Source organism: Giesbergeria sp. (genome assembly GCF_028686475.1).
Lineage (GTDB): Bacteria > Pseudomonadota > Gammaproteobacteria > Burkholderiales > Burkholderiaceae_C > Simplicispira.
In genome coordinates, this window is record NZ_JAQUCA010000007.1 from 99,143 (window position 1) to 123,899 (window position 24,757).

Annotated in this window: 27 protein-coding genes; 25 read left to right on the forward strand and 2 right to left on the reverse strand. The window is 48.7% G+C overall.

What is annotated here, in order from left to right; all coding sequences use genetic code 11:
• Positions 1-11: 11 nt before the first annotated feature.
• The 9 genes from PHX60_RS07045 to PHX60_RS07085 all read left to right on the forward strand — a co-directional run bounded on the left by PHX60_RS07045 (position 12) and on the right by PHX60_RS07085 (position 5,276).
• Positions 12-629 (forward strand): hypothetical protein, encoded by a 618-nt coding sequence (locus tag PHX60_RS07045; RefSeq protein WP_300076212.1) that lies wholly within the window; start codon positions 12-14, stop codon positions 627-629.
• An 18-nt stretch (positions 630-647) separates the two neighbouring features.
• Positions 648-818 carry a hypothetical protein gene (locus tag PHX60_RS07050; RefSeq protein WP_300076214.1) on the forward strand — a complete coding sequence of 57 codons (171 nt, stop codon included), beginning with the start codon at positions 648-650 and terminating at the stop codon, positions 816-818.
• A gap of 100 nt (positions 819-918) precedes the next feature.
• Positions 919-1,209 carry a hypothetical protein gene (locus tag PHX60_RS07055; protein WP_300076216.1) on the forward strand — a complete coding sequence of 97 codons (291 nt, stop codon included), beginning with the start codon at positions 919-921 and terminating at the stop codon, positions 1,207-1,209.
• An 81-nt stretch (positions 1,210-1,290) separates the two neighbouring features.
• A complete protein-coding gene (locus tag PHX60_RS07060) occupies positions 1,291-1,587 on the forward strand; it encodes a hypothetical protein (protein ID WP_300076218.1) in 297 nt (98 codons plus the stop codon).
• 94 nt (positions 1,588-1,681) lie between these two features.
• Positions 1,682-2,164, forward strand: a complete 483-nt coding sequence (locus tag PHX60_RS07065) for a hypothetical protein (RefSeq protein ID WP_300076220.1) — start codon at positions 1,682-1,684, stop codon at positions 2,162-2,164.
• 107 nt (positions 2,165-2,271) lie between these two features.
• Positions 2,272-2,643 (forward strand): hypothetical protein, encoded by a 372-nt coding sequence (locus tag PHX60_RS07070; RefSeq protein ID WP_300076222.1) that lies wholly within the window; start codon positions 2,272-2,274, stop codon positions 2,641-2,643.
• A 9-nt stretch (positions 2,644-2,652) separates the two neighbouring features.
• Positions 2,653-3,546 carry a hypothetical protein gene (locus PHX60_RS07075; protein WP_300076224.1) on the forward strand — a complete coding sequence of 298 codons (894 nt, stop codon included), beginning with the start codon at positions 2,653-2,655 and terminating at the stop codon, positions 3,544-3,546.
• 186 nt (positions 3,547-3,732) lie between these two features.
• Complete coding sequence (locus PHX60_RS07080) at positions 3,733-4,116, forward strand: hypothetical protein (protein ID WP_300076226.1); 384 nt, start codon at positions 3,733-3,735, stop codon at positions 4,114-4,116.
• A 203-nt stretch (positions 4,117-4,319) separates the two neighbouring features.
• The gene (locus tag PHX60_RS07085; RefSeq protein ID WP_300076228.1) at positions 4,320-5,276 is read left to right on the forward strand and encodes a hypothetical protein; all 957 of its coding nucleotides are present in this window, start codon (positions 4,320-4,322) and stop codon (positions 5,274-5,276) included.
• A gap of 92 nt (positions 5,277-5,368) precedes the next feature.
• Here the strand turns inward: PHX60_RS07085 and PHX60_RS07090 are convergent, their stop codons facing one another.
• Positions 5,369-6,067, reverse strand: a complete 699-nt coding sequence (locus tag PHX60_RS07090) for a nuclease-related domain-containing protein (protein WP_300076230.1) — start codon at positions 6,065-6,067, stop codon at positions 5,369-5,371.
• Between PHX60_RS07090 and PHX60_RS07095 the strand changes: the two genes are divergently transcribed.
• From PHX60_RS07095 to PHX60_RS07120, 6 genes are all read left to right on the forward strand, one after another.
• Entirely contained in the window at positions 6,059-7,237 is a 1,179-nt protein-coding gene (locus PHX60_RS07095; protein WP_300076232.1) for an ATPase, T2SS/T4P/T4SS family, read from the forward strand. The two genes, PHX60_RS07090 and PHX60_RS07095, sit on opposite strands and share 9 nt — an antisense overlap.
• Positions 7,215-7,556, forward strand: coding sequence for a hypothetical protein (locus PHX60_RS07100; protein WP_300076234.1), 342 nt, complete (start codon positions 7,215-7,217; stop codon positions 7,554-7,556). Before PHX60_RS07095 ends, PHX60_RS07100 begins: the two co-directional genes overlap by 23 nt.
• A gap of 19 nt (positions 7,557-7,575) precedes the next feature.
• Positions 7,576-7,893, forward strand: a complete 318-nt coding sequence (locus tag PHX60_RS07105) for a hypothetical protein (RefSeq protein ID WP_300076236.1) — start codon at positions 7,576-7,578, stop codon at positions 7,891-7,893.
• Positions 7,890-10,376: a conjugal transfer protein TraC gene (locus tag PHX60_RS07110; protein ID WP_300076238.1), complete on the forward strand. Its 2,487-nt coding sequence runs from the start codon at positions 7,890-7,892 to the stop codon at positions 10,374-10,376. Before PHX60_RS07105 ends, PHX60_RS07110 begins: the two co-directional genes overlap by 4 nt.
• Positions 10,373-11,128 carry a hypothetical protein gene (locus tag PHX60_RS07115; protein WP_300076240.1) on the forward strand — a complete coding sequence of 252 codons (756 nt, stop codon included), beginning with the start codon at positions 10,373-10,375 and terminating at the stop codon, positions 11,126-11,128. The genes PHX60_RS07110 and PHX60_RS07115 overlap by 4 nt, the downstream gene beginning before the upstream one ends.
• Positions 11,129-11,195: 67 nt before the next feature.
• On the forward strand, positions 11,196-12,371 hold the full coding sequence (locus tag PHX60_RS07120; RefSeq protein WP_300076242.1) for a type IV secretion system protein: 1,176 nt from the start codon (positions 11,196-11,198) through the stop codon (positions 12,369-12,371).
• Between the two features lie 157 nt (positions 12,372-12,528).
• Here the strand turns inward: PHX60_RS07120 and PHX60_RS07125 are convergent, their stop codons facing one another.
• The gene (locus PHX60_RS07125) at positions 12,529-12,915 is read right to left on the reverse strand and encodes a hypothetical protein (RefSeq protein ID WP_300076244.1); all 387 of its coding nucleotides are present in this window, start codon (positions 12,913-12,915) and stop codon (positions 12,529-12,531) included.
• A 468-nt stretch (positions 12,916-13,383) separates the two neighbouring features.
• On the opposite strand from PHX60_RS07125, the gene PHX60_RS07130 reads away from it, so the two are divergent.
• The 10 genes from PHX60_RS07130 (at position 13,384) to PHX60_RS07175 (ending at position 24,749) form a co-directional block, all read left to right on the forward strand.
• Complete coding sequence (locus PHX60_RS07130; protein WP_300076245.1) at positions 13,384-14,031, forward strand: hypothetical protein; 648 nt, start codon at positions 13,384-13,386, stop codon at positions 14,029-14,031.
• Positions 14,025-14,840 (forward strand): TcpQ domain-containing protein, encoded by an 816-nt coding sequence (locus PHX60_RS07135; RefSeq protein WP_300076246.1) that lies wholly within the window; start codon positions 14,025-14,027, stop codon positions 14,838-14,840. The genes PHX60_RS07130 and PHX60_RS07135 overlap by 7 nt, the downstream gene beginning before the upstream one ends.
• 5 nt (positions 14,841-14,845) lie before the next feature.
• On the forward strand, positions 14,846-16,597 hold the full coding sequence (locus tag PHX60_RS07140) for a hypothetical protein (RefSeq protein WP_300076247.1): 1,752 nt from the start codon (positions 14,846-14,848) through the stop codon (positions 16,595-16,597).
• A 14-nt stretch (positions 16,598-16,611) separates the two neighbouring features.
• Positions 16,612-17,904, forward strand: a complete 1,293-nt coding sequence (gene pilO2, locus PHX60_RS07145) for a type 4b pilus protein PilO2 (RefSeq protein WP_300076249.1) — start codon at positions 16,612-16,614, stop codon at positions 17,902-17,904.
• Positions 17,894-18,490, forward strand: a complete 597-nt coding sequence (locus PHX60_RS07150) for a hypothetical protein (protein ID WP_300076251.1) — start codon at positions 17,894-17,896, stop codon at positions 18,488-18,490. Before pilO2 ends, PHX60_RS07150 begins: the two co-directional genes overlap by 11 nt.
• 11 nt (positions 18,491-18,501) lie before the next feature.
• A complete protein-coding gene (locus PHX60_RS07155; RefSeq protein WP_300076253.1) occupies positions 18,502-20,370 on the forward strand; it encodes an ATPase, T2SS/T4P/T4SS family in 1,869 nt (622 codons plus the stop codon).
• Positions 20,367-21,563, forward strand: coding sequence for a hypothetical protein (locus tag PHX60_RS07160; protein ID WP_300076254.1), 1,197 nt, complete (start codon positions 20,367-20,369; stop codon positions 21,561-21,563). Before PHX60_RS07155 ends, PHX60_RS07160 begins: the two co-directional genes overlap by 4 nt.
• Positions 21,564-21,637: 74 nt before the next feature.
• Complete coding sequence (locus tag PHX60_RS07165; RefSeq protein WP_300076256.1) at positions 21,638-22,246, forward strand: type 4 pilus major pilin; 609 nt, start codon at positions 21,638-21,640, stop codon at positions 22,244-22,246.
• A gap of 78 nt (positions 22,247-22,324) precedes the next feature.
• Entirely contained in the window at positions 22,325-23,437 is a 1,113-nt protein-coding gene (locus tag PHX60_RS07170; RefSeq protein ID WP_300076257.1) for a hypothetical protein, read from the forward strand.
• 64 nt (positions 23,438-23,501) lie between these two features.
• Positions 23,502-24,749, forward strand: coding sequence for a hypothetical protein (locus tag PHX60_RS07175; protein WP_300076259.1), 1,248 nt, complete (start codon positions 23,502-23,504; stop codon positions 24,747-24,749).
• The last annotated feature ends 8 nt before the right edge of the window (positions 24,750-24,757 follow it).

The window sequence follows — 24,757 nt, forward strand, 5'->3', positions numbered from 1 at the left end:
TAGTAGAAAGAATGTTATCCACAGGCGGCTTTGCTTGTCCGTGGGTGAACCGGCCAAATTTGGCCGGTTTTTTTTCGTATGAACCTAGCTCTACCCAGTTGGTTCGGTGTACCGTTGCAGGCCGCCACACGATAGCTCTTAAAAAACAGCAATTATTCCACCACAATTTCGGCGCTTTTTATGCTGCAATAGCGTTACTCATCACCGCAACTGCGGAATTTAACCACCCTAGGGGCCATTGTCCCTTTCGGGCTGGCTCCTTTTTTCTCAAGGAGCTAGTCATGGCTGCAATCGGTAATATCGTCTTTGTTCCCTTCCTCGCTGAAGGCTCTCAAGCAAAAGTACGACCCGCCCTGATCCTTGAGGATTTGGGGGGTGATCGCTACGTTCTCTCCTATGGTTCCTCGCAAAAAGTTGATGTCTCTGCACCCCCAAAAGGTGAAGTGGTCATCTCCGATCTGGAGGATATGATGGACTGCGGATTGATTCGTGCAACGCGATTCGATCTGGGCGTGCGGACAGTGATGTACCTGGGACGCAATCAACGCATCGCAGGTGATTTGCCTAAGCACAAATACAGTCAGCTCTATCGGGCTGCACTGCACAATGGTCTGCTCAAGGCCAGTTGATAAGAAAGGAGGGGCAATATGACCCCAAAACAAAAGAAGAAAAAAGATTTCGCAAAAGTGATGCGGTTTCGCAAGAAGCTGCATAAAGGTACATCACCCGGTCTTTTGGAATTTTTCCAGAAGCATGGGTTTGCCGATGAAAAAGGTGAACCAACTGAATTGGGGCGCAATGCTCTGACTGAGTTGTAGGCCACCTCTCAATCCCTTCGGGGATTGAGTCAAGCATCTTACTGTGGATGTTTGACTCAGTTTCTGATTGGTTTTTTAACCTTTTTAGGGAATTGTAAAAATGAATAAAAGCGACCAAATTATCTATGTTTATTGCATCAATTTTGATGTGCCAGGGACTTTTTATGCTGACGTGCGAGATTCTCGTAATTTGCGCGGTGAAACTGTTTTCGATATAGTTCCTTGGGAAGTGTCTGAAGGTGAATTCTATTTCGAGGCTTATGGGATGAGCAATAAAAATGACACCAATGGACTAGAAAAATTTCTTAAAAAAATTGATGTTATTGAGGAGGATGCTAAAGTTTTGAGTTCTGATGAATTCGATAAATACAAATCACCGATTGCTCCTTAATTTGAAATTAACCCAAGCAGCTTTTGGATGCTTGGGCTAGTTTCTAAATGGTTTCATACACCTTTTTTGGGAACCATTCAAATGAGCATTGACCTTTTATACGGATACTACACTAACTTGGATGAGCGTGGCATGTTCTATGCCGACGTTCGTGATAGCAGTGGCACCACGGTTTTCGAGATTCGAGTAGGCGATAACCTGCTGGATGAAAATTCTGATTTCGAGGACTATAGCATGAAAAATAAACAAGATGTTTCTGGCTTAGAGAAATTCCTGAAAGATTGCCAGATTATCAAATCCACAGGCATGTTGCTCAATTTCTCCGAATTTGAGCGAAGGCTGGATGCGCCATCAAGCGCATGGAGCGATGAAGACTAAATAATCAACTCAATCCCTTCGGGGATTGACCAAAGTAAAAAAATACTTTGGTCAATTTCTGATTGGTTTTTTAACCTTTCTTAGGAAATTTCTCATGGAAAACGATTTTGAAGTTTTTTACGCGCCTGCAACTGAAACCGAAAAACCACGCCTTATTGACTCAGTGCGCCGTACTGAATCTGGAAAGATTTTGGGTTTTTATAGCAACCAAGACCAACAATCTTTAGAAGCAGAATATAAACGGAAACTTCGTATTGAAAAATGGAGCATCGTTTCTAATTTGATCGAAGAAAGTCACTGCACTGAACCATCGCGTATCACGCTGGAACAGTGGGATGATGCTTTAGATGTTTTGCCACCCCAAGACTGGAACACAGCTAATGGAGTGGAGAGCTTTAAGTTCATGGAGCATTATTGGGGGGATGTTACCAGTATTTATGCTCGAACAGCTGGCAACCAATGCTTTGTATTTAGAGGGCGTGCCAGCATGACAGCCAAAGACGTTGCCGATAAAATCAAGAAATTTATTGCAGATCGTGAAAATACGGTATGTATTAGTTCTATTTACTATTCTTGAAAAAAAAGACGACCTGAAAAGGTTGTCCGAATCGCTTGTTTTTTAGCTATTCGGACAGCTTTTTGCTTGCTATCTTTTAAACACTGCATTTGCAGGAAAGGATAGATATGGCTTACATTGTTACCGCAAAAATTCTGGTAGATGAAATCAATGATTTGTATGCTGATGGCGTTGTTCATAAAATTCTTGAGCAATTCGTTGGTGGCGATATTATTGATTTTTCGACAGAACGTGTTGCTCCGTGCAATACAGTAATTGGTGATTCCATCAGTAATGAAACTTATGCTGCTGGAGATTTTACCCAAAATTGGGTCATTTATTCAGAAAAAGAAGCTGCGAAAGACGGAGAAGGCTATTGGTCAGATGAATGTGGATGGACGTGTTTGGATTTGGCAACTGTCTATGATTCGGAAAATGTAAAATTACCGAGTGATAGTGATGATGCTGTTTTGATTATGCGTAACTCTGTTCAATTTTGAGGGAAAAAAATGAGCGTTCTTTCCTTTCCTGATCGTGGCCCTTGGGGTAAATCGTCTTGGCGGGGCAACTGCTCTGGGCATGTTTATAAGTCGCTTTTTGAGCAGCTACAGCCCAGTGTCTTTATCGATCCAATGGTAGGTTCAGGCACTTCGGTTGAGGTGGCGCGTGAAATGGGAATACAGGCTTTTGGCCTTGACCTGCACAGCGGCTTTAATGTCCTGCGCGAAAGTATCTTGTCGGTTGTAGGCCAGCCCGCTGATTTGGTGGTTTCACACCCTCCTTACGGCGGAATGATCCTGTATTCGGGCAATGTGTGGGGTTCGTCCCATCCAGATGATCTCTCACGTTGCATTGATGACCAAGACTTCCACGAGAAATTGCACATCACGCTGCTTAATCAGCGCGAAGCAACTAAAGGTGGCGGGTACTATGGCACCATCATTGGTGATTGGCGGCGTAATGGGCGCTACACCTCTTACCAAGCTGAGTGCATTGCACGGATGCCTGCCGATGAGCTGGCTGCGGTTTTAATCAAGCAGCAGCACAACACGGTATCTGACTCGCGGGCGTATGCGCGCATGAAGATGCCTCGAATTCTGCACGAATACATCCTGCTCTGGCAGAAGCCGAAGGTGATTGCATCGTTCCTATCGAACCTGTCCATCATGGCCCACCAGCAAAGCGCACGCCTTGCATCGACGTGGAAATCACTGGTGCGAACCGTGTTAATGGCCCTTGGGGGCACAGCCGATCTGGCAGCCATCTATGAGAAGGTTTCCGAGAACGCTCCAGAGCGTTTGGCGAACAACCCGAATTGGAAAGCCAAGGTCAGGCAAGTTCTCAACCAGCACAGCGACCACTTTGCATCCTGCGAGCGTGGTGTCTGGGCACTGGCCGCTTGATGATTAACCGGCCAAATTTGGCCGGTTTCAAAAAGCCGCGCAAGGTACGCCAACTGGTGTGCCTTGCGCTGGCAAAGAAAATGAGAAAGCCCTGATCGAAAAATGCAACTCCTTCGGGAGTTGTCTGTAGGGATACCTCTACAGACAGCCTCTGATAATTGCTGCATTTCCAGAAAGGAGTTCCGTTTGCCAATATCCACTCCTTGGGGTATTTCTCAAAAAATAGATCAGCTTGGCCTCGGAATTCTGGAAATACAAACACTCGTTCATGGCGGAATAGGTGTTCCATTTTCGCTGCGGAAAAAATTTCCACAGGCATTCCAGCGGCTGCTGGAAAGTGACTGGGCATTGCAGGATGGCGAGTATTTCTGGTTTGAGAGAGATCAGAATTTTTGCATTCCGGTTATCGCTTTCCCATTCATAGCGAAAACCAGAGATCGCCTTGTCTATGCCATTGATACCTTGCGCGACTGGCATCCCGATCTCTACGAAGCCCTCTACGGTGTGAAGCTCACCCCCGCCAATTCCTACCTGCTGCACATTGAGGCGGTCGGCTTCGACGATAGCTAATGCTAAATCGATAGCATTAGCTGTTGGTTTGAGGGGGGCGTTGGATATGCTGAAAGGCAGATAAAAAAGGAGAACCGGCCAAATTTGGCCGGTATTTGGGATACACCAGCAGCCCTTTCGGGGGTTGTCTTCAGGGTCATCTCTGAAGACAGCCTCTGCGCTGGCTCCTTTTTAACACCGCAATATGCGGCAAGGAGATTGAAATGGAAAATCAAGAAATGCAAATCCAAGATTTCGACACGATGCTCTTTCCTGGTAGTACCACTGCTGGCCTGAAGGATGCAAAGCGTACTGATCTTTGGAAAGTTCAGCGCGAGAAAATCAAAGTGCTTGAGGGATTTAATGTCCGTATCAAGAACGACGACTACTTGGCGCAAGTTCGTATTATTGCCGATTCGATGAAAGCCAACGGCTTCTTTCCCGATAAGCCCATTGCTGGGTTTGTCGCAGAAGTTGAAGGCGAAAATGTCGTTTACGTTATTGATGGGCACACGCGATTAGATGCCTACGATTTAGCTGTGAGCGAAGGCACTGAGTTGCAGGGCATCCCGATGGTGATTAAACCAAAGGGTACGTCAATGGAGGATTTAACGGTTGCACTCGTTGTTTCTAACAATGGGCGGCAACTTACACCCTACGAAACTGCATTGGTTTGCAAGCGCTTGGTTCACTACGGCATGGATGAATCTGAAGTCGCTCGGCGCATTGGCATGTCCAAGCAACATGTGGCAAATTTGCTTATGCTAGTTGCTGCGCCTCGTGAAATCGGTAACTTTGTCCAAGAAGGTAAGGTGAGTGCATCCCTTGCTGTTGCCACTCTCAAAACCCACGGCAGTAAAGCTGTTGAAGTTCTAAAAGAGGGGCTGGCGAATGCTGAATCCGTGGGCAAGGCCAAGGTGACAGAAAAGCACCTAAAAGAGAAAAAAGAAAAGAAAGAGAAGAAAATTCAAGGAGAATTGCCGACGCAAGCAGACGACTTTGAGCGAAAGAATGATCTGCTGCTGTCCCGTGGCATTGATTGGATCAAGCGCAGTAACCCGGATGGAATAGGTGCAGAAATGCTCCTAGCTTTCCTGACGGGGACTGATGTCGAGGAAATCCAATTACTACTCAAGCAAGCTGATCTTGAGGATGCCGCTGTGGCACCTGAGTCCCAGTAAGAACTACCGGCCAAATTTGGCCGGTCTAAATTCCAAAACTGCCTTCGGCAAAGCCTTCCCTTCGGGGGAGGTTTTTTTTTGCCTGTCCACAATCAAGTAGCACCATGCTTATCCTGTTTTTGACCATGAAATTCTCGGCAGTTGGAGATATGCTCGGCCATCGTGTATTGGCTGGAAATCTCAAGGATGGCATCAGCAATCACATCAACTTCTTCTTTTTTGACTAGCGATTTGCGAAACTTCGCATCGCTGTAAGCCAGTCGGGAAACATAGGCCAACTCGTCTGTGGTCACAACCGTCGCTGGAATAGTTGGCTCTAGCTCAATTTCATCGCCAGTGAAGTAAACATAATACTTGGAAAAACACTGTACGGATTTTCGGATGTAATTCAGCTTGCCTAGACCTTGGCAGATAGGGTCGTGGATTTCAGTAATGCCACTGCCATTGTTAATTTTCCAAAGGCGCGTGCCGTTATCTCCCTTGTCGTACCAAACTTTGCCCTTGGGATGGCCCTTGATTTCAAAGATATGAATGCCTGCTGCACAAACAACCATCACATCGTATTCTGCTGTTTTTACTAGGCTGTCTTCTTCCATTGGAAGAATGACGTTTTTCAGAAATCGTGCCTCTGGAAAAATTTTCTTGAAGGCTTTTTGAATATTCTCGAAACCAATATCTTCAGCAGAAAATTTTTGAGTGGCTTTTTCAGTTGTCTTTGAGGCCGATGATTTCTTGTCGAGGATGCGCTTTACCATCGATGCTGAGAAAAATGCGGTGCGTTCTTGTTTCATAAAAACTCCTGTTGGTACTATTATCAGGCAGTAAGTTCAGAAATCAAATTGTCCGTTGGCTACCAATCAACCTTAGCCAGCTTCACTTGTCTCCAAGATGCGAAACCTATCAAAAATTCGATGTTTTTCGCTTCAATAAAAGGTCAATTGATTGCCATCATTGACCGCATGATAGATATTCAAACAATCAACCAAATCATCAGTGATTCTCTGCGGCCTATTGCCTCCATCTTAGAGGATGACGCTGTGACAGAAATCATGGTCACGGCAGATGGTTGCGTTTGGGTTGAGCGCAAAGGTGCCATTGCCCTTACCGACATCTGCATTTCTGAAGCTGATCGAAGCGTTGCTTTGACTACCGTGGGGAAAGCCAACGGAGGCGCGGGCGTTGACATGACACCAGGTACTGAACAAGCCGTTGTCAGTACCTCGGTCGGTGGCCTGCGCTTTGCTGGTGCCCTAAAAGGCGTTGATTCGCGTGGTACGACAATCACTATTCGCAAGCACTTGGAACCCGAGATGCGGCCCACGCTGGATCAGCTTATCCAGTGGAACATGCTGACCGCCGAGCAAGGTGAGCTGCTGACCGATTTGATTGTTAATCAGAAAAAGAATTGCGTCTTTGCTGGCCCAACGTCTGGCGGCAAAACCACGCTGGCAAATGCCATTCTCATGGGGTTGCCTAAAAATGAGCGCATTGGCCTGATTGAAGATGCCCGCGAGATGGCATTGCGTGTAGATAACAAAGAGTGCATGTTAGCCACGCCGCAAACTGGGTTGACGGCCAAGGTTCTCATCCAGCACGCAATGCGTTCACGTTTTGACCGACTCATCCTCTCTGAAACTCGGGGTGATGATACTTACGATTTACTGCGTGCGCTTTCTTCTGGACACAATGGGAGCGTGACTACCCTTCACGCATCTTCCGCTTTAGGGGCGTTGAGTACGCTGGAAATGCTATTCCAAATGTCCCTTCCGCCTGGAGTCCAAATGTCTCCAGCCGCTGCACAACGATACATCACTAGCTGTATCAATCTCATCGTTTTTTGTGAACGCCGCTATGTGAAAGATGGTGATGTTCATAAGAGCGTTCGTCGGGTGGCAGAAATTGCCTTAGTTCATGGTGTTGAAAATGGAGAATACAAAATTGACTACCTTCTCACAAAATAGTTTTGCGCTGGCTTTTCCGAAAATTTCGCCAGCAATGAAATTCTTGGCTTTAATCTTTTTGATGCTTTTCCTTGGGGCCGATGCAATGGCGCAAGATGGATCGGCGGCCACGGGTTTGTGCAACATCGCTAAATGGATGAAAACCATCGTCACGGGTGCGGCGATTATTGCTGTTCTCATTTTTGTGGTGAATAGCTTTTTCGTTAAATCCTCCATTGTTGGTGATTTAATTATGTACGTCATGATTGGCTGCGCTATCGCAACTGCTGCTGTTTATATTGTTGGGCAAACAGGCTTAACTACAAGCTGTAGCGCTTAATCACAGTCTGTAGCATGTCGTGACACCAGCAACTGACTATCCAGTTTTTCGCCGCCCTCGCTTAACTGCGGGGGTGGGATCGAAAACAGCTTCAATGATTTGGTCAATAGCAGCACTGATTGCTATGACGATTGGGTTGCCTTGGGGATTGGTAGTATTTCCTATTGCAGCCATTATCCACAAAGCCTTATCGTGGTTTTTCCGTATCGATCCAGAAATTGTGAATCTTTACATGATTCATGAGTATGTTCCGAATGATTTGAAATCGGGAGAGCCTTCGCATGGGGAGCCGTCAGAATCACGCCCTAGAGGTTGGGGCAAGGGAGTTGCAATTTGAACAAAAAAATTCCTGCCAGAAATCCAGAGCCTGCATTTGATAGGCAATCACTTTCTGAGCATTTGCCTTGGCTGGTGCATACAGCACCTGATTTAGTGCTGTGCAAAGATGGTTCGCTGCTGGCTGGATTTGAATATACTGGTGTAGATATTGATGAAGATAAGCCGCATGAAATAGAAAATGCGGTAAATGAAATTCAAACCGCTTTCCAATCAATGGACGAAAGGTTTTATACTTGGTGGGTCATTGACAAAAGGAAGAAGGTGCAAGCAGACCAGAGTAAGGGTGATGAAAAAAATACGCTACAAGAAGTTTTTGCAGCGCGGGAAAAATATCGGTATGAATCTGGGACTATTTTCACCATCAGCTTCCATCTGTTTATTGCCTACTTGGGCGAAACAGGCGTGTTCGCGTTCATGGATCAAGTCCAGCGGCTTATGACTGAGGAAGGTAAGTCCTTACCTATCGCTATCATTCAAAGCCTCAATCCCACCAAGAGCGGAAAAAATGCGGTGCTGCATGATGCACGTCAGTTGGATGAAAATATCCGTCAAGCTAATGCGGGTATTAGAAAAGTAGTCGCTAGTAGCCACACGCTTCACATGCACCGCTTGTCTGGCTGGGATTTGGACAATGCGTTAATTCGTATGTCGAACATTTCTTTGCGTGAAAAAACGGAATACCAAATTCGCCCGCAATCGATTCTTGATAGTGCGGCTGCTTTGTCTGATTTGAAATTTGGGCGCGATACCTTTATTTCTTACGGGCCTGATAGAACCGTTTACGGTGGCGCACTCTCGTTGAGAAATTATCCTCTACCCATGACGCTTGCTAGTATTTTGGGGTTGCAAGTGGAGTATCGATTGGTGCATGTCGTCAAGTGCATGAGTGAAACCACCACACGCGCTACGCTGGATGAGGCCACTCGCTACTACCGCATGACCCAAAGCACAGTGGCGCAGCGATTTGCAGCCTATGCCAGTGGCAGCAGCCAACCCGAAGTCGATCCGGGTAAGGCAGAACTCTATGCCCAGTGCATAGAAGCAATGGGTCGTCAGCTTTCTGAGGGCTTGGGATTCGTACACCACTCCATGACGCTGATACTGCTGGCCGACAATGCCAAACAGCTTGAACAGACCATTGATGAGGTATCACGCACACTGAGCCAAGTGCCCATGATTCGGGAGCGTGTGGGCTTGAAAGCGGCGTTCTTGTCAATGCTGCCAGGTCAGTGGGCTACCAACAAGCGCTTGATGTTGGCCAACTCTGAGCTGGTGGCCCAGTGCTTGCCATTGATCACTGCCGATACTGGCCCTAAGCACTGCGAGCATCTTTCCAAGACGGTCTATGGGCAGCCTGTTCATGCACTTGCTACCTTCCAGTCCGTGCTAGGCACTGAGGTTCACTTTGACCCGTTCGTGGGCCAGCTGGGACACACGCTGATGGTGATGCCATCGGGCGGCGGTAAAACTACTTTCGTGAACTACTGCTTGGCCCAGTTCACCCGCTACAAGGATGCACAGGTCGTCATCTTTGACCGAGATAGGTCGTGTCGCATCATCACCGGGCTGGCAGGCGGCACCCACATGGACTTGCGTGCGAACTCCATCCGCCTTAATCCGATGGCCCATTTGCGCGAGGGTGATTTGGGCAAGGTGCAGGCGCGTGAATTCTTACTGCGCCGCATTGCTGAAGCTGGCGATAGTGTCACGGCGGAAGATCGGCAAGAGATTTATCGCATCTTGGACAACGTAGCACAGTCCTCACAAAAGCTGTGCCTCTCAACTGTGTGGACGCTGATGCCACGCAAGCTGCAAACGCTACTGTCCGAATGGGTCAAGGGCGGGCCATACGGCTACTTCGATTCCGTGGAAGACGATTTTCAAATGTCTTCTTGGACGTGCATTGAGATGCGCGAAATCATGGCCGTGGAGCGCCTGTCGCGGGCATTCTTGGATCACATGCTGACTTCCATCATGCGTAGCCTGACAGGGCGGCCCACTCTGATTTACTTGGAAGAAGCCAGTTTCTTGCTCAACAACGAAGCGTTCCTTGATGCCATCGATAGCTGGCTCAAAACCTTCCGTAAGCTCAACGCGATGGTCTGGATGACAGTCCAATCGCCAGAGTCAGTCTCTGGTGTGGATAACGAGCGCATCCGGGCCACCTTGGCGGATAACGTACCCAATTTGATCCTTGGCTACAACCCTCGCTTGGAAAATCACCGCGAACTCTATCGCACCATGTTCGGTATGAGCAATGAGCAGGTGTCCATGATCGGTGAATTGACTCCAAAACGCGATTACTTGCGTGTTTTCAACGGCACTTGTCGAACGATGCGAACAAGTTTCGACGATCATATTCTTGCTCACCTACGGTCAGAACCAATTTTTCAGGACTTGTTTGACGAGGCCCAAGCACGGGGCGGACAAGACTGGCGGGATTGGTACATTCAACAAGCACTTTCTAGGAGAAAGAAGTGAAGCCAACTACACGCAGAAATATCATGTGCCTTGTTGCAGCAACAGCCATTAGCACAGCAGCTGCACCCGCTTTCGCATTGTTTGGTGGCGGTGGCCGCATTGTTTACGATCCAACGAACCATGTGCAAAATTTGAAATCGGCAGTTGAAGCAACAACGCAAACGATTACCCAAGCGAAAATCTTTATTGAAACTCAATTAACGAACCAAAAATTATTTGAATTGGCCGATTCGATAGCAGATACATCCGAAATTCGTGCGTTGGTTGGTGATGTCTTCCGGGAGTCACAACGACTTCAGGGGTCAATACGGCAAAGTCAGCGGGCGTTGAATGATTTACAAAATGTATTTGGTGCCAGCCGATTCCATAACTGGAATGAATTTGCTGCTGATATTGGGCGGCGAAAAGAAGCTGGGGATAAACAGGCTACTGCTTTATTTGATGCAGCAGCCCATGCTGATATGCAAATTAGAAACGCTCTTGATGCCAACCGGGCATTGCTGCAAAAAATGCCTTACGTGAGTGGCCCAACAGAAGCCTTGCAAGCCAGCGTTAATGCAAGTAGTATTGTCATCGACCAGAATTCTGCAATGCTTTACATGATGAGTACGCAAAATAAAAACCAAGCTCAGAAAATGGCAGAAGAAGCCAAAAAAGAAGAGCAGCATGAGCAGTCTCTGGCTGATTATTTCGTTGAGTCATATCGCGCATTAGAAGCCGATCGGGCACAAATAGGCGGAGGCGCTCGATAGTATTGAGCGAGAAAATTTCATAGCAAATTTACCGCATTCTCTAATAGAGGTGCAACGGAATAAATAAATGAGTTATTTTTCTCGCAAAAAAATAGAAAAAGGGGTTTTATTTTTAATCCCTTTTTTATTTTCTGCAAATGCTTTCGCTGCCTCCTTTGGTGATTTTTTTCGTGATGCCTTTGGGTCAAATCCCCCACAAAATGGAGCGGGTGAAGGTACCGGAAATGAAGTTGAGTCACTGCGACTGATTGCTGAAATTATTGATAGCGTTCTGGGGCGTAGCGCTATCGATATGTTTGTCAGTGCTGCTATGCCCATAGCATCCAATTTAAATGGATTGGCGATGAGCATTGCTGGTGCCTTGGCCTTGATAGCTTTGCTTTGGGCGCTGCTGATTGCGATTATTTCCAAGAAATCAGCCTTCAGTGCCATGATGGAGCCTGTCATATTTTCTGCATTGACAGCCATGCTCTTGGCAAACTACGCAATGATAGTTGGCGATGTAGTCAATCTTGGGCAAAGAGCGATTGCCGCTAGTGGAACATCAGTGGGTTCTGCATTTACGGGCTTTATTAATACGTTCTTGGGGTCTTTTATCAACATATTCATTTCAGTATTGGACAGGTTTGAGTTCACTTGGGGATTTTTCAGCATCGTTTTAGAAGCCGTGATTGCTTTGGTGATTTTGGCTGGTGCTGGTGTTTTGATTTTGATTGCAATTAAAGACATTGTTGCAGTATTTTTGACGGGGCCAGTTGCATTGGGTATTGGCGTTGCGGTAGGCCCGCTGTTTATTGCAACACTGCCCATGCCCGCTACTCGCCGCTGGTTTGACCAGTGGATTAATTTTCTGATCAATGCAGCCATGCTCACGGCATTGGCGGTCATCGTCATGGTGCTGATACAGAACGCCATTCTGAATACGGTGCAGGGCTTCATGACAGGCCAAACAGGAACGGTTGGTAAATTGGTAGCGATTGCAATGATTGCAGCCTCGCTATCGAAGGTGTTCCAAGCCATTCCATCGTTTGCTGATGCGCTATTTCCCGGACGTACAGGTGCAGGTTCCGCCATGTCGAGTTCGCCTGGCAACATGATTGCCAATGTAGCGCAAGGTGCCGTCAAGGGTGCGTCGAATGTTGCCAATGGTGCTTACAAAGCAGCCGCTGGAATGCAGAAAGCGGGGCAACAAACAGGGGCAGCTCTGGCCCGCAAAGCTGGGCGGCAAAGCTCAACCCCATAACAACCATCGAATCTTGTCGAAAGGAAAATTTATGCTTGCCCGAACTATCTCCAAAGCAGTTGCCATTTCAGCTGTAGCCATCGCAGGTACTGGTGCGGCGCACGCTCAATCCAGTGTGCAATGCACGCTAGGCCCAAACGGACAGCTTCAGGCGGCGCTAGTGTGGCGCAACACGCTGGGCACTGAACGCGCTGACGCTCTGTGCCGTACAGCCTCCATTCCTGTGGCGCAGCAGCAAATCCAGCAGCGGCCTACCATTGCTCCCAGCATTCATCAGCCGCTTATGCAGCAGCAGTATCCGGTGCAACCCACGATTGCAGCGGCGGGGGCAACCTATCAGGCTGCTGCCGCTCCCCAGCTCAGGCATCCAGCGTCCCCCACTGCGTATCAAGCTGTGCAGCAGCACGCTGGTGGAATACAACAGGTGATGAATAATCAGGCGGTTGCTCCCCGGCAGCAGCACTATCCGGTGCAGCCCCAAATGGCGGTTGCTCCCCAGCAGCACTACCCCGTGCAGCCCCAAATGGCGGTTGCTCCTGTTCAATACCAACCATCACCCGCCACGTTCGGGGGCATAGCAGCCCCACCACCCTTCAACCCAGCGGACTATGAGCCGATGCAGGCACAGAGAATCGCAAGCGTCCAACCATCCAGCGCTGAGTTTGTGCCGATGTTCATGCGCTGATTCTGGCTCGGCTACGACCGGCCAAATTTGGCCGGTTAGAAAAAAGCGAGTCGCCCACGCCAAGTACAAGGAGGCGCTTGATGCCGCAGCGGCCATGCCATGCCCTCCTCCCAATTGCCCAAGCCCCAAGACCGGCCAAATTTGGCCGGTCTTTTTTCGCCTGAAGTAGTCGCCTCCAAGTTCTGTCTTGAAAGATTGCAAATAACCCAGTTCATTCGATAAAAAAAAACGCATGGATTATTTTTTAATGTCTCCATGCACGCAAGGATCCAAACCCTATCAGTCATTACGCTAGTCCTGTTTTCCGGGATGTGCAGCGCTGAATCTTTGACAGTCTATTCATGCGAAAACGGTAGCCTTGTCCAGCAAGAATTTTCCACACAAAAAGCCGCCCAAGAATCGGTAGTAATGCTGTTGCGTTCTGGGCAGGCAGTTTGGAGTAGTGGCACGATTGATAACCACACGATTGATGCAATGGCTGAGGGCCGTGGCATTTGGTTTGCCGCACCGCTGCCAACACTGATGCAAGTGGCAGGCACTCAAGTTGCACCAAAAATACTGACTGCAATTGCGCTTAAAGAAACAGGAAGAAAAGAAAGGTTCTGGCCTTGGTCAATCAACTGGGCTGGAAAAGGATACTACCTCGAAAGTCGCCAACAGGCGATTGATGCTGCCAAGCAACTTATCAAGGCAGGATATACAAATTTTGATACATCGGTAATGCAGGTGAATTGGCGTTGGCATGGGCATCGCTTTCCTAATATAGAAGCTGCATTTGATCCGGTCACTAACATTCGGGTTGCTGAACAGATACTTGTTGAGCAATTCAATGCTACGGGTTCGTGGCGGGATGCAATTGCCCGTTATCACTCAAAAACCCCATCACGCAACCAACCTTATCTCGCAGACGTATTGCAGCAGATGAGCAAATTGCAGAAAAAATCCCTTGAAACCCCGGAGAAAAAAATATGCTGAAACCCTTAGTGGGGGCCGCAGTCTTGGTCTTTGCCGTCGCTCAAGCGCACGCACAACGAATTGAACACGTTGGCCCTGTGAGTGGTGGAGAAGTTGCGCCGACACAAGTAGAAATGCGCGCTGATTTATTAACCTCAGCACGGATGATTTTTCCGCCTGCATGGAATGGATTTGCACAGAAGGGCTTGGATACTCGCCGCGCCAGTGCAGTACGAATTCAATCGGGCGAGCCGTGGCTGGCTGCCTTGGATCGATGGCTCGCTCAAGAGCGCTTGACCGCACGCTTGGACTGGAACGCACGCAATTTTTACCTGCGCCCTGCGGCTGACATTCAGCCTGCGCCATACCTCAGCTACCAAGCACCGCCACAGCAGAACTACCAGCAACCAGCGCCTTACTACCCACCCAATTCCCAGCAACCAGCAGCTTACTATCCACCCGCCCAACAGCAGCAACCCTATGTTTATCAAGCACCCCAGCAGATGGGGTATCCCGGTTCCGTGGGTCAACCGCAATATGGCGGCCCTCCCGCTCGTAACTGGGCCATCCTCACCAGCGACATCCGCCTCGAAACAACCCTCGAACGCTGGGCCAGAGAAGGTGGCTACCGCTTAATTTGGGATGCTGACAAGCACATCCTGATTTCTGCGGCAGACCAATTTACAGGCACCTTGCCTGATGCTATCAATCGGGTTTTGAACTCTCCAGCTATCCGCGATAGCGATTATCCCCTTGAAGCTGTTTTTTACGCTAATACCCCCCCAGTCATTCGCATCACCCGCTTGGGCGATCAGTCGGTTAAGGAGTAATTTTAATGCAAAAGAAAATAAAAGTATCTGTGCTTGGCTGTGCTGTCGTTGCATTGACAACTGGTTGTGCCGCAAATTTGGATCAGCGAATTACTACCCAAAATCAAACCTTGCCTGATGGCGCTATTGCAGCATCACTACATTCTCAGCCATCTACCTACGGCGCAACAGGCCATGTTGCAGCCCGTGGCGCTGATTTGCAGCGCACACAATTAGTCCGCTACGCCTCGTCACCTTGGATTGGCGGTATTCAAAGTGTGTCGAAAATGGAAGACAAGCTGCCTGCGATTTTCAATGAAATCTTTGTTCTCGATTTTGGAACCAGCCAAGTTTCTCTGCCGGTAGTCGCTGCCCGATTGACCCGCCTGACCAACATCCCGGTGCGCGTGCGAATGGACGAAAGTACCCAAAATGGCGCTGGTCGCGCATCCCAAGGCTCCTCCGCCGGTGCAAGGCCACGGCCAGCCGCCCTTCCTACACCTATTCTGCAACCTGGCGCACCCCTGCCCAAGCTGCTCAATGGTACTGCCGCTGCTGATTTGAATGCTGGACTGCCAACCAGCGCCGTTTCCGCCGAAGCAGAAATCACTGTGGATGCGGTTAATATGAAGTGGAATGGTCGCCTGCGCGATTTTCTCGATCACCTAACCAACACCTTGTCGCTGTCGTGGGAATACAAAGACGGCGCGGTTGTCATCATGCGATTGGTGTCGGAAACCTATGAGGTGGCGGCTTTCCCCGGTGTCCAAAATTTCTCCATGTCCTCTGGTGGCAGTGGTACGGGCAAGAGTGGCAGTAGCGATGCGGGCATGGACAGCCAAAACAACACCTCTGTCTCCCAGCAGGGCAGCATGGATGTGCGCCAAAGCCTGCTCAAGACCGTTCAGGAACTCATCTCCAAAGTTCCAGGTAGCAGCGTCACATGGGCCGATGGCTCAGGTCGCATGGTGGTTGTGACATCCAAAGAAGCACAGGCTTCTGTGCGTGAATTTCTGCGTAAAGAAAACAAGGCACTTCGCACGATGGTCAATGTGACCTTCGATTTGTATTCGGTGAAAACGAAAGATACCGATGAAAAGGGCGTGAATTGGACAAGCGTTTTCCAGTCCCTGAACCAAAAATACGGTGTCAATTTTAGCTCTCCGGGCCTACTCACTGGTGCAACGGTGGGAGTGCTGGGCGGCAACATGACGTGGGGTAATGGCACTACCACTACCTCCGCCATGCTGGCCTTACTTAGCCAATACGGCGAAACATCCCAACACCGCCCAATCTCCATCACTACCCTCAATGGCATGTGGGATACAAAATCTCGCGTCTCCACTGATGGCTATTTGAAAGAAACTACGCCCGGTATGTCCAGTTCCTCGGGGGCCGCTGGCGCTCCAGGACTGAAAACTGATACGGTGACTACAGGCGATCAATTTGCCGTGCTACCTTACGTCCAGCAGGATAACAACATCATCCTCAAATACTCTATCAATCTCTCCGATTTGATTGGTATGTTTGATGTGACCACTGGTAGCGGCGATACTTTGCAAAAAGTTCAAACCCCAAAAATTGAAGCCGTCAACGCATCTTCAACCATCTCTCTTGCACCGGGTCAAACTGCCGTTATCACGGGCCTGTCACGCACTATTGCTAAACGCGATGATTCTCGCTTAGGCCAAGATATTCCTGTTGTGCTAGGTGGCTCACGCAAACTCGAATTCCAACGTGAACACTTCTTGATTTTGGTGCGAGCAACTCCTTTGTGAAGGAATCGTAGATTATGAGTACGATTGTCTTTTACGAGAAAAACGTTGCGCTGGCCTGCGGTTTACGCTGGTCAGTTCTGGGGGGAATGAAAAAGTCCCAGAATAATTCGGAAATCCGCAAAACAGCAAAAACTATTTCCGCCGATCTTTTTGCTATCGATCTGTTTGAGGAAGCAAAATACCTTGGCCTCTACACAAAAAACATCAGCATTACTGCCAACTTAACAAAGGAAGAAAAGCGAAGCAAAGTTCACTCACTTGCGTTGGTGTTTATCAATGCTATACAGCAATCCTCTGACGTGGATCGTTCTTCGATTTATGCTATTTTGGTTGCCATGCCGCCCACCGATAAGCAAGGCGAAACACGCGCCGTTGTCATTATCGAAGGCGGACGTGTAGTGCATGATGGCATCGAAAACCGGGTTCGGGCCACAGAGTTGGTTACAGAGCATCGTACCCGTCAATCGAAATACCGCGTGTTTTGTGATCTGGATGAGTATGAAGATGCTATTACGCTCGATTGGCCTGATCTGGTCGAGTATGCAGACAAACATACCCTGTGCAGCTCAGTTCCAACCAATCCAGCAAAGTACCTGGCAGTCGCTGTGGGTGTGCTTGGCCTTAGCCTGTATGCAGCATACCATGTGTTGGTGGTTATTCCAGAAAAAGAGGCCGAGGCCGCACGCAGGCAAGCAGAACTCGATAAAACGCCCATTTATCTGCAAACTTTAGGGCAGGAAATGGAACGGGTTGGCTGGTCGGTGGATTCGATAAACAAGTTCATCGATAAGCTCAAGCAGGAACCCTATTTCTATAAGGGTTGGTCGCTCAAAAATATGGATTGCAATATCTCTCAGTGCAATGAGACTTGGGAGCGGCACGGGGGCTTGCTTACTGATTTACTGCAAATACGAAGCAATAGCCGCTATGTCCCTGAAGAATCAGTTTCTGACAAAACAGCTGTAGTCCATACCCCAAATCAGGGGGATGCCATGAAGCTAACACTGGACATGCTGCCACAAAAAGGTATTCCTGTTCATTTGGCTATCAAGCCCGCGCTAAATACTTTAGAAAATGCTGGCGCTATGGCACAAATTGCCGAAACCATGACTTGGCCTGTAATGCCAATGGACGGTGTACGGCCTGAAGTCGTGGTTAGTAGAACGCGCCTTGAATTGTCCTACACGCTATCCATGATTCAGGACGGTTTGACACTATTGCCTAAAAACTTTGTTCCAGAGTCGCTGGTTATTTCTGCCAATCAGGGTATGTCTATTTCAGTCCGTGGATTCGTTTATGAAAAATAACTTCAAAATTTTCACCGTATCTTCTGTGATTTGCACGCTGGGCCTATTTTCCAATGTGGCACAGGCTCAGGCGAATATGGATCAAGGCGGTCTGTCTGTGCGCGGCGCACCTGCTGTTGCCGCACCTGCGACTGAAGAAAAAAAGCTGCAACACTGGGATGCCAGTAAGCCTTTGACAGTTGGTGATATGTCAGAACTCCACCGCGCCAAGCTGACAGAGGAGTTTTTGGTGCAACACGGATTCACATCGGCACCTCCGCCTAAACCTGTGCTTACACAGGAAAAAGCAAAGCCACTGCCCAAGCCACCACACATCCTCAAGGTTCACGCTATTTACGGGGCAAAAACCAATTTGGCTGCTGATGTGGAATTCAACGGTTCGCTCCATACCGTTAAGGATGGATACTCTATTTTTGGTGAAGACATCGCTATCAAATTCTCCAAAGACATGAATGGCAAGCTGGCTGCTAATGCCGAAAAGCTACCCGAAAAAAATTGCAAACCTCGTAAAAAGGTTTCTTGCGAATCTAAAAAACTAGGTTCAATTCCATTGGCAACGGATGAAACCGTAGAGTGGAACCGCTGAAAGGAATTCTCATGGATTTGGTTAATTTATTTAGAAAAAAAAACAAAGAACAAGAAGAAGAAAGTGAAGTAAAAAAGCCATCCTCATCGGAGCGCCAAGTCTCAAAAGCTCAGGGAAATAAACGATTTCGCATCGATGGAAACGATGAAATCTATGAGCGGCGATCTGAAGGGGATGGTGATGGCGAGGAATCCCCTGCGCTGAATGTTATTCAAAAAATGGGGGAATTTCCTCCCCACAAAGATGTTTTAACGCATCCAAATTCCAGTAATGTGGGGTTGCGTATTCCATTAAAAATGGAAGATAGCATTATTGCGATCAAGCTAGATGCTACTCGTGCCCGCATCGTCTATGACCCAGAATTTACAGATCAGGTTCTTCCGTATGTTGCCACGATTCAATCGGCGCTAAGTGAAGTTGGCTTATCTACAGGTGGCCCACCGCTTTATGCAGTAAGCAGCATTATTCGCGCAGTTCGACTCAATGCCGACCAAAACACTGGAGCGAACAAGTCTGCTGTTGGTTCTAAATCCGATGGTGCAAAACTGTTTCGAGAGTGGATTCAGATTGCCAAAGAAGAAAAAGCCACCGACGTGCATATTCGGATTTTGGATGGCGGGCAGGCGGAAGTGATGATGCGCGTCGATGGGGAGCTTGAGCCTATTAGCGGTGCAGACCGGGGATTGTTTACTGCACGCGATGCGCTTAACGCAATGAAAAGTGCCTATGAAGTGCTTTCGGATCGCCATAGCAACAACATGGGCACTTTCAGCGAGGCAAGCACGCTGTCGTCCATGATTGATGCGGCCTTGGGTATCCCGAATGTCCGTTTGCGCTTTGCGTCGCTGCGCGGTTTGTATGGCCCTAAAGCTGTGGTGCGTCTGCTCTCGTCAAATGCCGGTGGCAAGGTGATGTCATTTGCTGAAATGGGCTTTGCACCTAGCCATGTCGAAATGTTTGAGCGTGCCCAACGCTTAGATGCGGGTGCCATTGGGCAAATGGGGGTGACAGGCTCTGGAAAAACCACTGCGGCCAAAACCTTCATCGAAACCCATCCCAAGTATGGCAGCGCTGCTTTTTACCAAGTGGCTGACCCGATTGAATACCCGATTTCGCAGATGCACCAGATTTATGTGCAGCGCAATCTAATGACTCTGAATGAGGCAGGAAAAAAAGACCCCTACAGCGAAGTGATCGAAGCCTTGCTACGCAACGACCCCGATTTGGTGGATGTGGGGGAGGTGCGTGATTTACTCAGTGCGCGGGCTATGGCCAACATTGCCAAGTCAGGCCACTTGTCCATGTTCACGCTGCACGTCGATTCCGTGGCGGGCGCTATCAACCGCCTAACCGACCCCAAAGTTGGTCTGACCCGAGAAGAACTCACGGGCGGCAAGATGATTGGCCTGCTGGACTACCAAGCCCTCGTGCCTTTGCTCTGCCCGCATTGCTCCCAAACCAAAAATGAACTCATTTTCGATTTGAAGCGTAACGGTGACCCCAATTCTGAACGTGAGGAGCGATACGTCACCTATTTGGTGGACGTAATGAGCAAAAGATTCGGTTTAGACCCCAACATTCTACGCTGGCGAAATCAAAATGGCTGCGATCATTGTCGAAAGCGCGGCACAAAAGGGTTGACTATTTGTGCTGAGGTTTTGATGCCGGATGACGAATGGCTCGATTTCAGTGCTGAAAATAAAGACCGTGATGCTATTCGACGCTGGCGACACAATTACTCCGACCGGAACCCTGTATCCGAAAACATGAATGGAAAACTCGTGATTGAACATGCTCTCTACAAGGCCCATGTGGGTTTGATTGACCCTCGCAGTGTGGAGCGGTTCGGTCAATTGGAGTCTTTGGAGCTTCTAAAGTGAGTCTGTTAAAAGACTTTCAGCAGTGGCTTAACCTGGGAGCCAACGGCTTCTGGGGCCAGCGTGCAGATATGTACCGGGATATTGCCCGTTCTATCGAAGGTAAGGAGCTTTTCCGAGACTTCGTAGAAGGTGAATTGACCATCGCGGTATCCAAAAGAACGCAGAACAAAGTGCGCGCCAAAGGCTTGATGCACATGCGTGCCCTCCTAGATGCAGGAGGATTGTCGCTGGCAGACATATTGATTGCCACGATGCCGAAGAAAGACCACATGGCCTTGGGTATTTTGCGTAAAAGCAATGAACCCATTGAGGCACTGAATAATTTGGCGAAAAACGTCGATGAACAAAAGGCCATGACCAAACTGGTCATGAAATCCTTAATTTCACCGATCACTTTGATACCTGTGGGCTTCATTTTTGCCTACGTCCTTGCTACGGTAGCCATTCCCGAGTTTGTTAAAACTGCACCGCCAGAAATTTGGACTGGCTTCAACTATGTGGTGCGCGTTACTGCTGAAGCGTTTCAAGCCTATGGATTAATAACCTTTGCAGCATTGTCTGCCTTCACTGGTTGGCTGCTCATTTGGGGCTTACCCAACTTGACAGCGAACTGGCGGTTTGTAGCGGAAAGTGCTACTGGCAAAGAGCGCCTGATGTGGAATTTGATGTTCCCATTTCGCCCTGTGCTTCAAATGTACCGTGATATTCAGGGTACTCGCTTTCTGTCTGACCTTTCATTTTTGCTCAAATCTGGCATGTTGCTCCAAGATGCCCTTGAAACAATGATGAAAGATGCAACCCCTTGGATGCGTAAGCATTTGATGATGATTCTTGGGCACTTGCAGAAATATCCAGGTGATCACATTGGTGCATTCAGTCAGGGCGTGCTATCCCAGTTTATCGCAGGCCGTCTGCATAGTGCAGTTCGACGCGATTCCGGTCAATTCTCGAATGTGTTGGTAGATATTGGTAGCAAAGGTCAAGCCGATGCACAAGCTGCTTTGGGTGCCAGTGCATCTCGGTTTAGTGCTATTTTGCTCGTTAGCGTTATGAGCATCATTATTTTCTTTTATGGAGGCCAAGCAGCTATTATTAAATCAATTGAAGAAGCCAATAGTCCATCGGCTGTGACAAAGCGTGAAGCTGCACGCCAGCGTCAGCAGCAAAAAATGCAGGCAGATGCTAATAAATAGTACCTAGCTGGAAAATCAGGGAATTTTCCCTTAATCAAAATTTTTATGTGTGTGTTAAAAAGGAGTTTTGTAAAATGATGAACATTTTTTCTTTATCCCGCCAGTTGGATCGTCGCGCCAAGCGAACCGCTCAACGAATGGTGCAGCGTGCTTGGCAGAAGGGTCAGAATGGCTTTTTGAGCTTGGAATTGGGTTTGGTGCTGCTGGTGGTTGCTGGTGCGATTGTGGCTGGTGTCTTGTCTTACCGCGACAACCTCCGAAAAACATCCATCAACAACAATACCCAGCAAATTTCCAGCATTGCCGCCAACCTGCGCTCGAAATATGGTCAGTCGAATATGTACGGCAGCGTGACAACTGCATTGGCTGTACGCTCGCAGGCAATTCCTGAATTTCTGCGCGACGGTACTAATGCAACTGCAAGCAATAGCTTCGGCGGTGCTATTACTGTCACTCCAGTGACTCTGACAGGTGCGAATGATAGCGTTCAGTTGGTCTGGCCCAACGTGCCTGCTAATCAATGCTCTGACATTGTGACCAACGTCCAGCGTGAAATGCGCCAGATTACCGTGGGCACCACAAGCGTCAAGGCCAATAATGGTCAGATCAACTTGACTGCGCTGGAAACCGCCTGTGAGGCTTCGACAGCAGCGACTCTGAACTTTTGGATCGGTCGCTCTTAATTGCGTGAAACCTGTTCTTCCTGGTTCATTATCAGGAAGAACATTTTATTAAAAATTCCATATACACCCCTATTCGTCATGAAAAACCAAAACCTGTTCCGTATTTCCGCCAGCGCCGTTATGTTTTCTCTGCTTGCCGCATGTGGCGGCGGTGGTGGGGACGAAGGCCCAGAAAACACTATCGTTAAGCATGATGTTATGGGCGTAGATGCACCAAAATCAATCAGCGCGCAGGCCGGAAAAACCATCCCCCTTTTCGCATCCGCTGAAACCTTTGGCCCCAAAATTGCATCTATCGCTTGGGCCGCACAAGCTGCCAGTTCCGATGCCAGCGGTAGCATTTCTATTGCCGACTCCAATTGCGGTAGCGCTGAGACATCTTCGCGCGAAGTTCCGGGCCGTACAGGGTTTTTCGTTGACACGGTAAGCTGCTCGACTGATGCTATCATTCCTGCTAATGCCAAAGGCGTATTCAATATTTCTAGCATTATTACCGCTACCGACGGCAGCCAGCGTTCAGAAAATTTCTCACTCAATGTCATTCCTGTAACATCTATGCTCGATGTTGCTGTGACAGCTAAAGCACTTGATCCAGTAGTTTTAGCACAGCCTATTCGACTGAATGCTGTATCTTCTATTCAGGGTGTTGCGCCAACTACCAGTGTGAATACCACTTATGAATGGAGTGTTTTGTATTCTCCCGATAACGCTGAAGCGACATTACAGCGTGGTGCAGTCTTGGGCAATACATCCGAAGTGGGTGTCTTGCTCACCCAACCCGGCAAGTATGTTTTTGCCGTCAAAACCAGAGTCGATGATGGCCTGAAAGCTGTCACCAAAACCAATTATGTCTCTCTCGTGGCAGATGACTATCCAACCGCAAGTCCAATTGGATTTGCCCTGAATGCTGAAGCTGAACAGTCTTCTGTGCTGGTGGGTTCGCCAGCTCGTTTAGTCGCAATTCCCCATGCGCCATCTGGTATCCAAATTGATTCATTTGAATATAAATGGACGCAAATTGGAGCTACCACGGCTGTTATTCACGCGAATAATGGGCGCTCCGTCATCATTACTTCACCTGTTGAAGGTGATTTAATGTTCTCTGTGGAAGTCACTGCTAAATCTGGCGGTTACAGTGAGAAGAAAACAGCCCTTGTCACTTTGCGGGTCAACTCTGCGACAGCCAACTAAAAGCAGTATTGGGCTATAACCCACGCCCTAGTTAAAAGCTGGGGCGTTTTTTTTGGAGCGAGTAATGCGTAGAAAACCAATAACTAAGCGGCAGCAACAAAAAGGCTGGCTGATGATGACAGCCTCATTTGCATTGATTATCACGTCTATTGTCTCGCTCTATACCTTTCGGGAGCAAGCACGCAAAGAGATGGGTGAACGCGCCGAAGTTCAGGCAGATGCTATTTCAGCTATTCGCACCGCAGCCGAAATTTTGGTGTTTGAACATTATGTTGATTACCAAGAAGGCGTGCCTATTACCCGTGGTGGCGTTACGCTTTCGTTTGGGAATGCACCCGGACAAGCACTCCAGCCTACGGTTGCACAGCTTCGCCAGATGAATTTGGGAATCGAAGGTGCTTCCGATGTTGGCAGCTATAAATCCTTGACCGAAGGTGGTTACAGCATCACCATCAATCGCACGCCAGCGGGCTGTGAAGCCTCTCCTTCCGGGGTTGATTGCAACATCTCAGGGCTGGTTTGCACCGACAGACCAGTGCGAGATTATAGTGCGCCAGCTGGCGAAGTCGATTCGTTTGGCATCGGTAAAATGCTTGCGCGCATTGGTGGCAATGCCGGTGCAAGTATGTTGGGTGGAGCGGGAGAAATTGTTAGCACCGGCGCGAGCTGGACGGCCCCTAATCCGATTGCTGGCGCACCAGAAGGCATTGTTTGTGCCCGCTTTGGCTTCGGTGTCGCTGAATACTGGAACTTCTTGCGTGTGCGCGATAGCCGCGATCCCAACTTCATGAACGATGTCACGCTCAAGGGCGGCCTGCATGTGAAGTCCACGGCGGCCTATGGCGGCGCTTGCGCTACGGATGGCATGGCGATGTGGGGTAATTTCGAGGGCAACTCGGTTTGGCTTCAGTGCAAGGCTGGAAGATGGGAACCAGGCAACGGCCTGACCTACAAAACCGAAGGGTCTGCCTGCGCGCAGGACAGGGACTTTGCCATTACAACTGACAATATCGCTCTCGTCTGCTCTAACGGTAAGTGGGTGTCGCAAGCCCGTGCCGGGTTGCGAACTGCTGCTTATTACCAAAATAATTCCGCTGTACCTATTCCCGCCTGCACTGCGGGCCTTACACCTTCTGCGGTGGTGTCTGCCGTTTCCGCCAGCAACATCATTGGCTCTAACAATCCCGGCAACAACACAGGCAGCTTTCAAGCCACCATCAATTCCGCATGGCGGGTGTCGATTGTGGGGTCTGGTGGGCAACCCGCTGGTTCAAACGCAATGGCGTTGATCATGACTTTCTGTAACCCATAGGTGCAGGC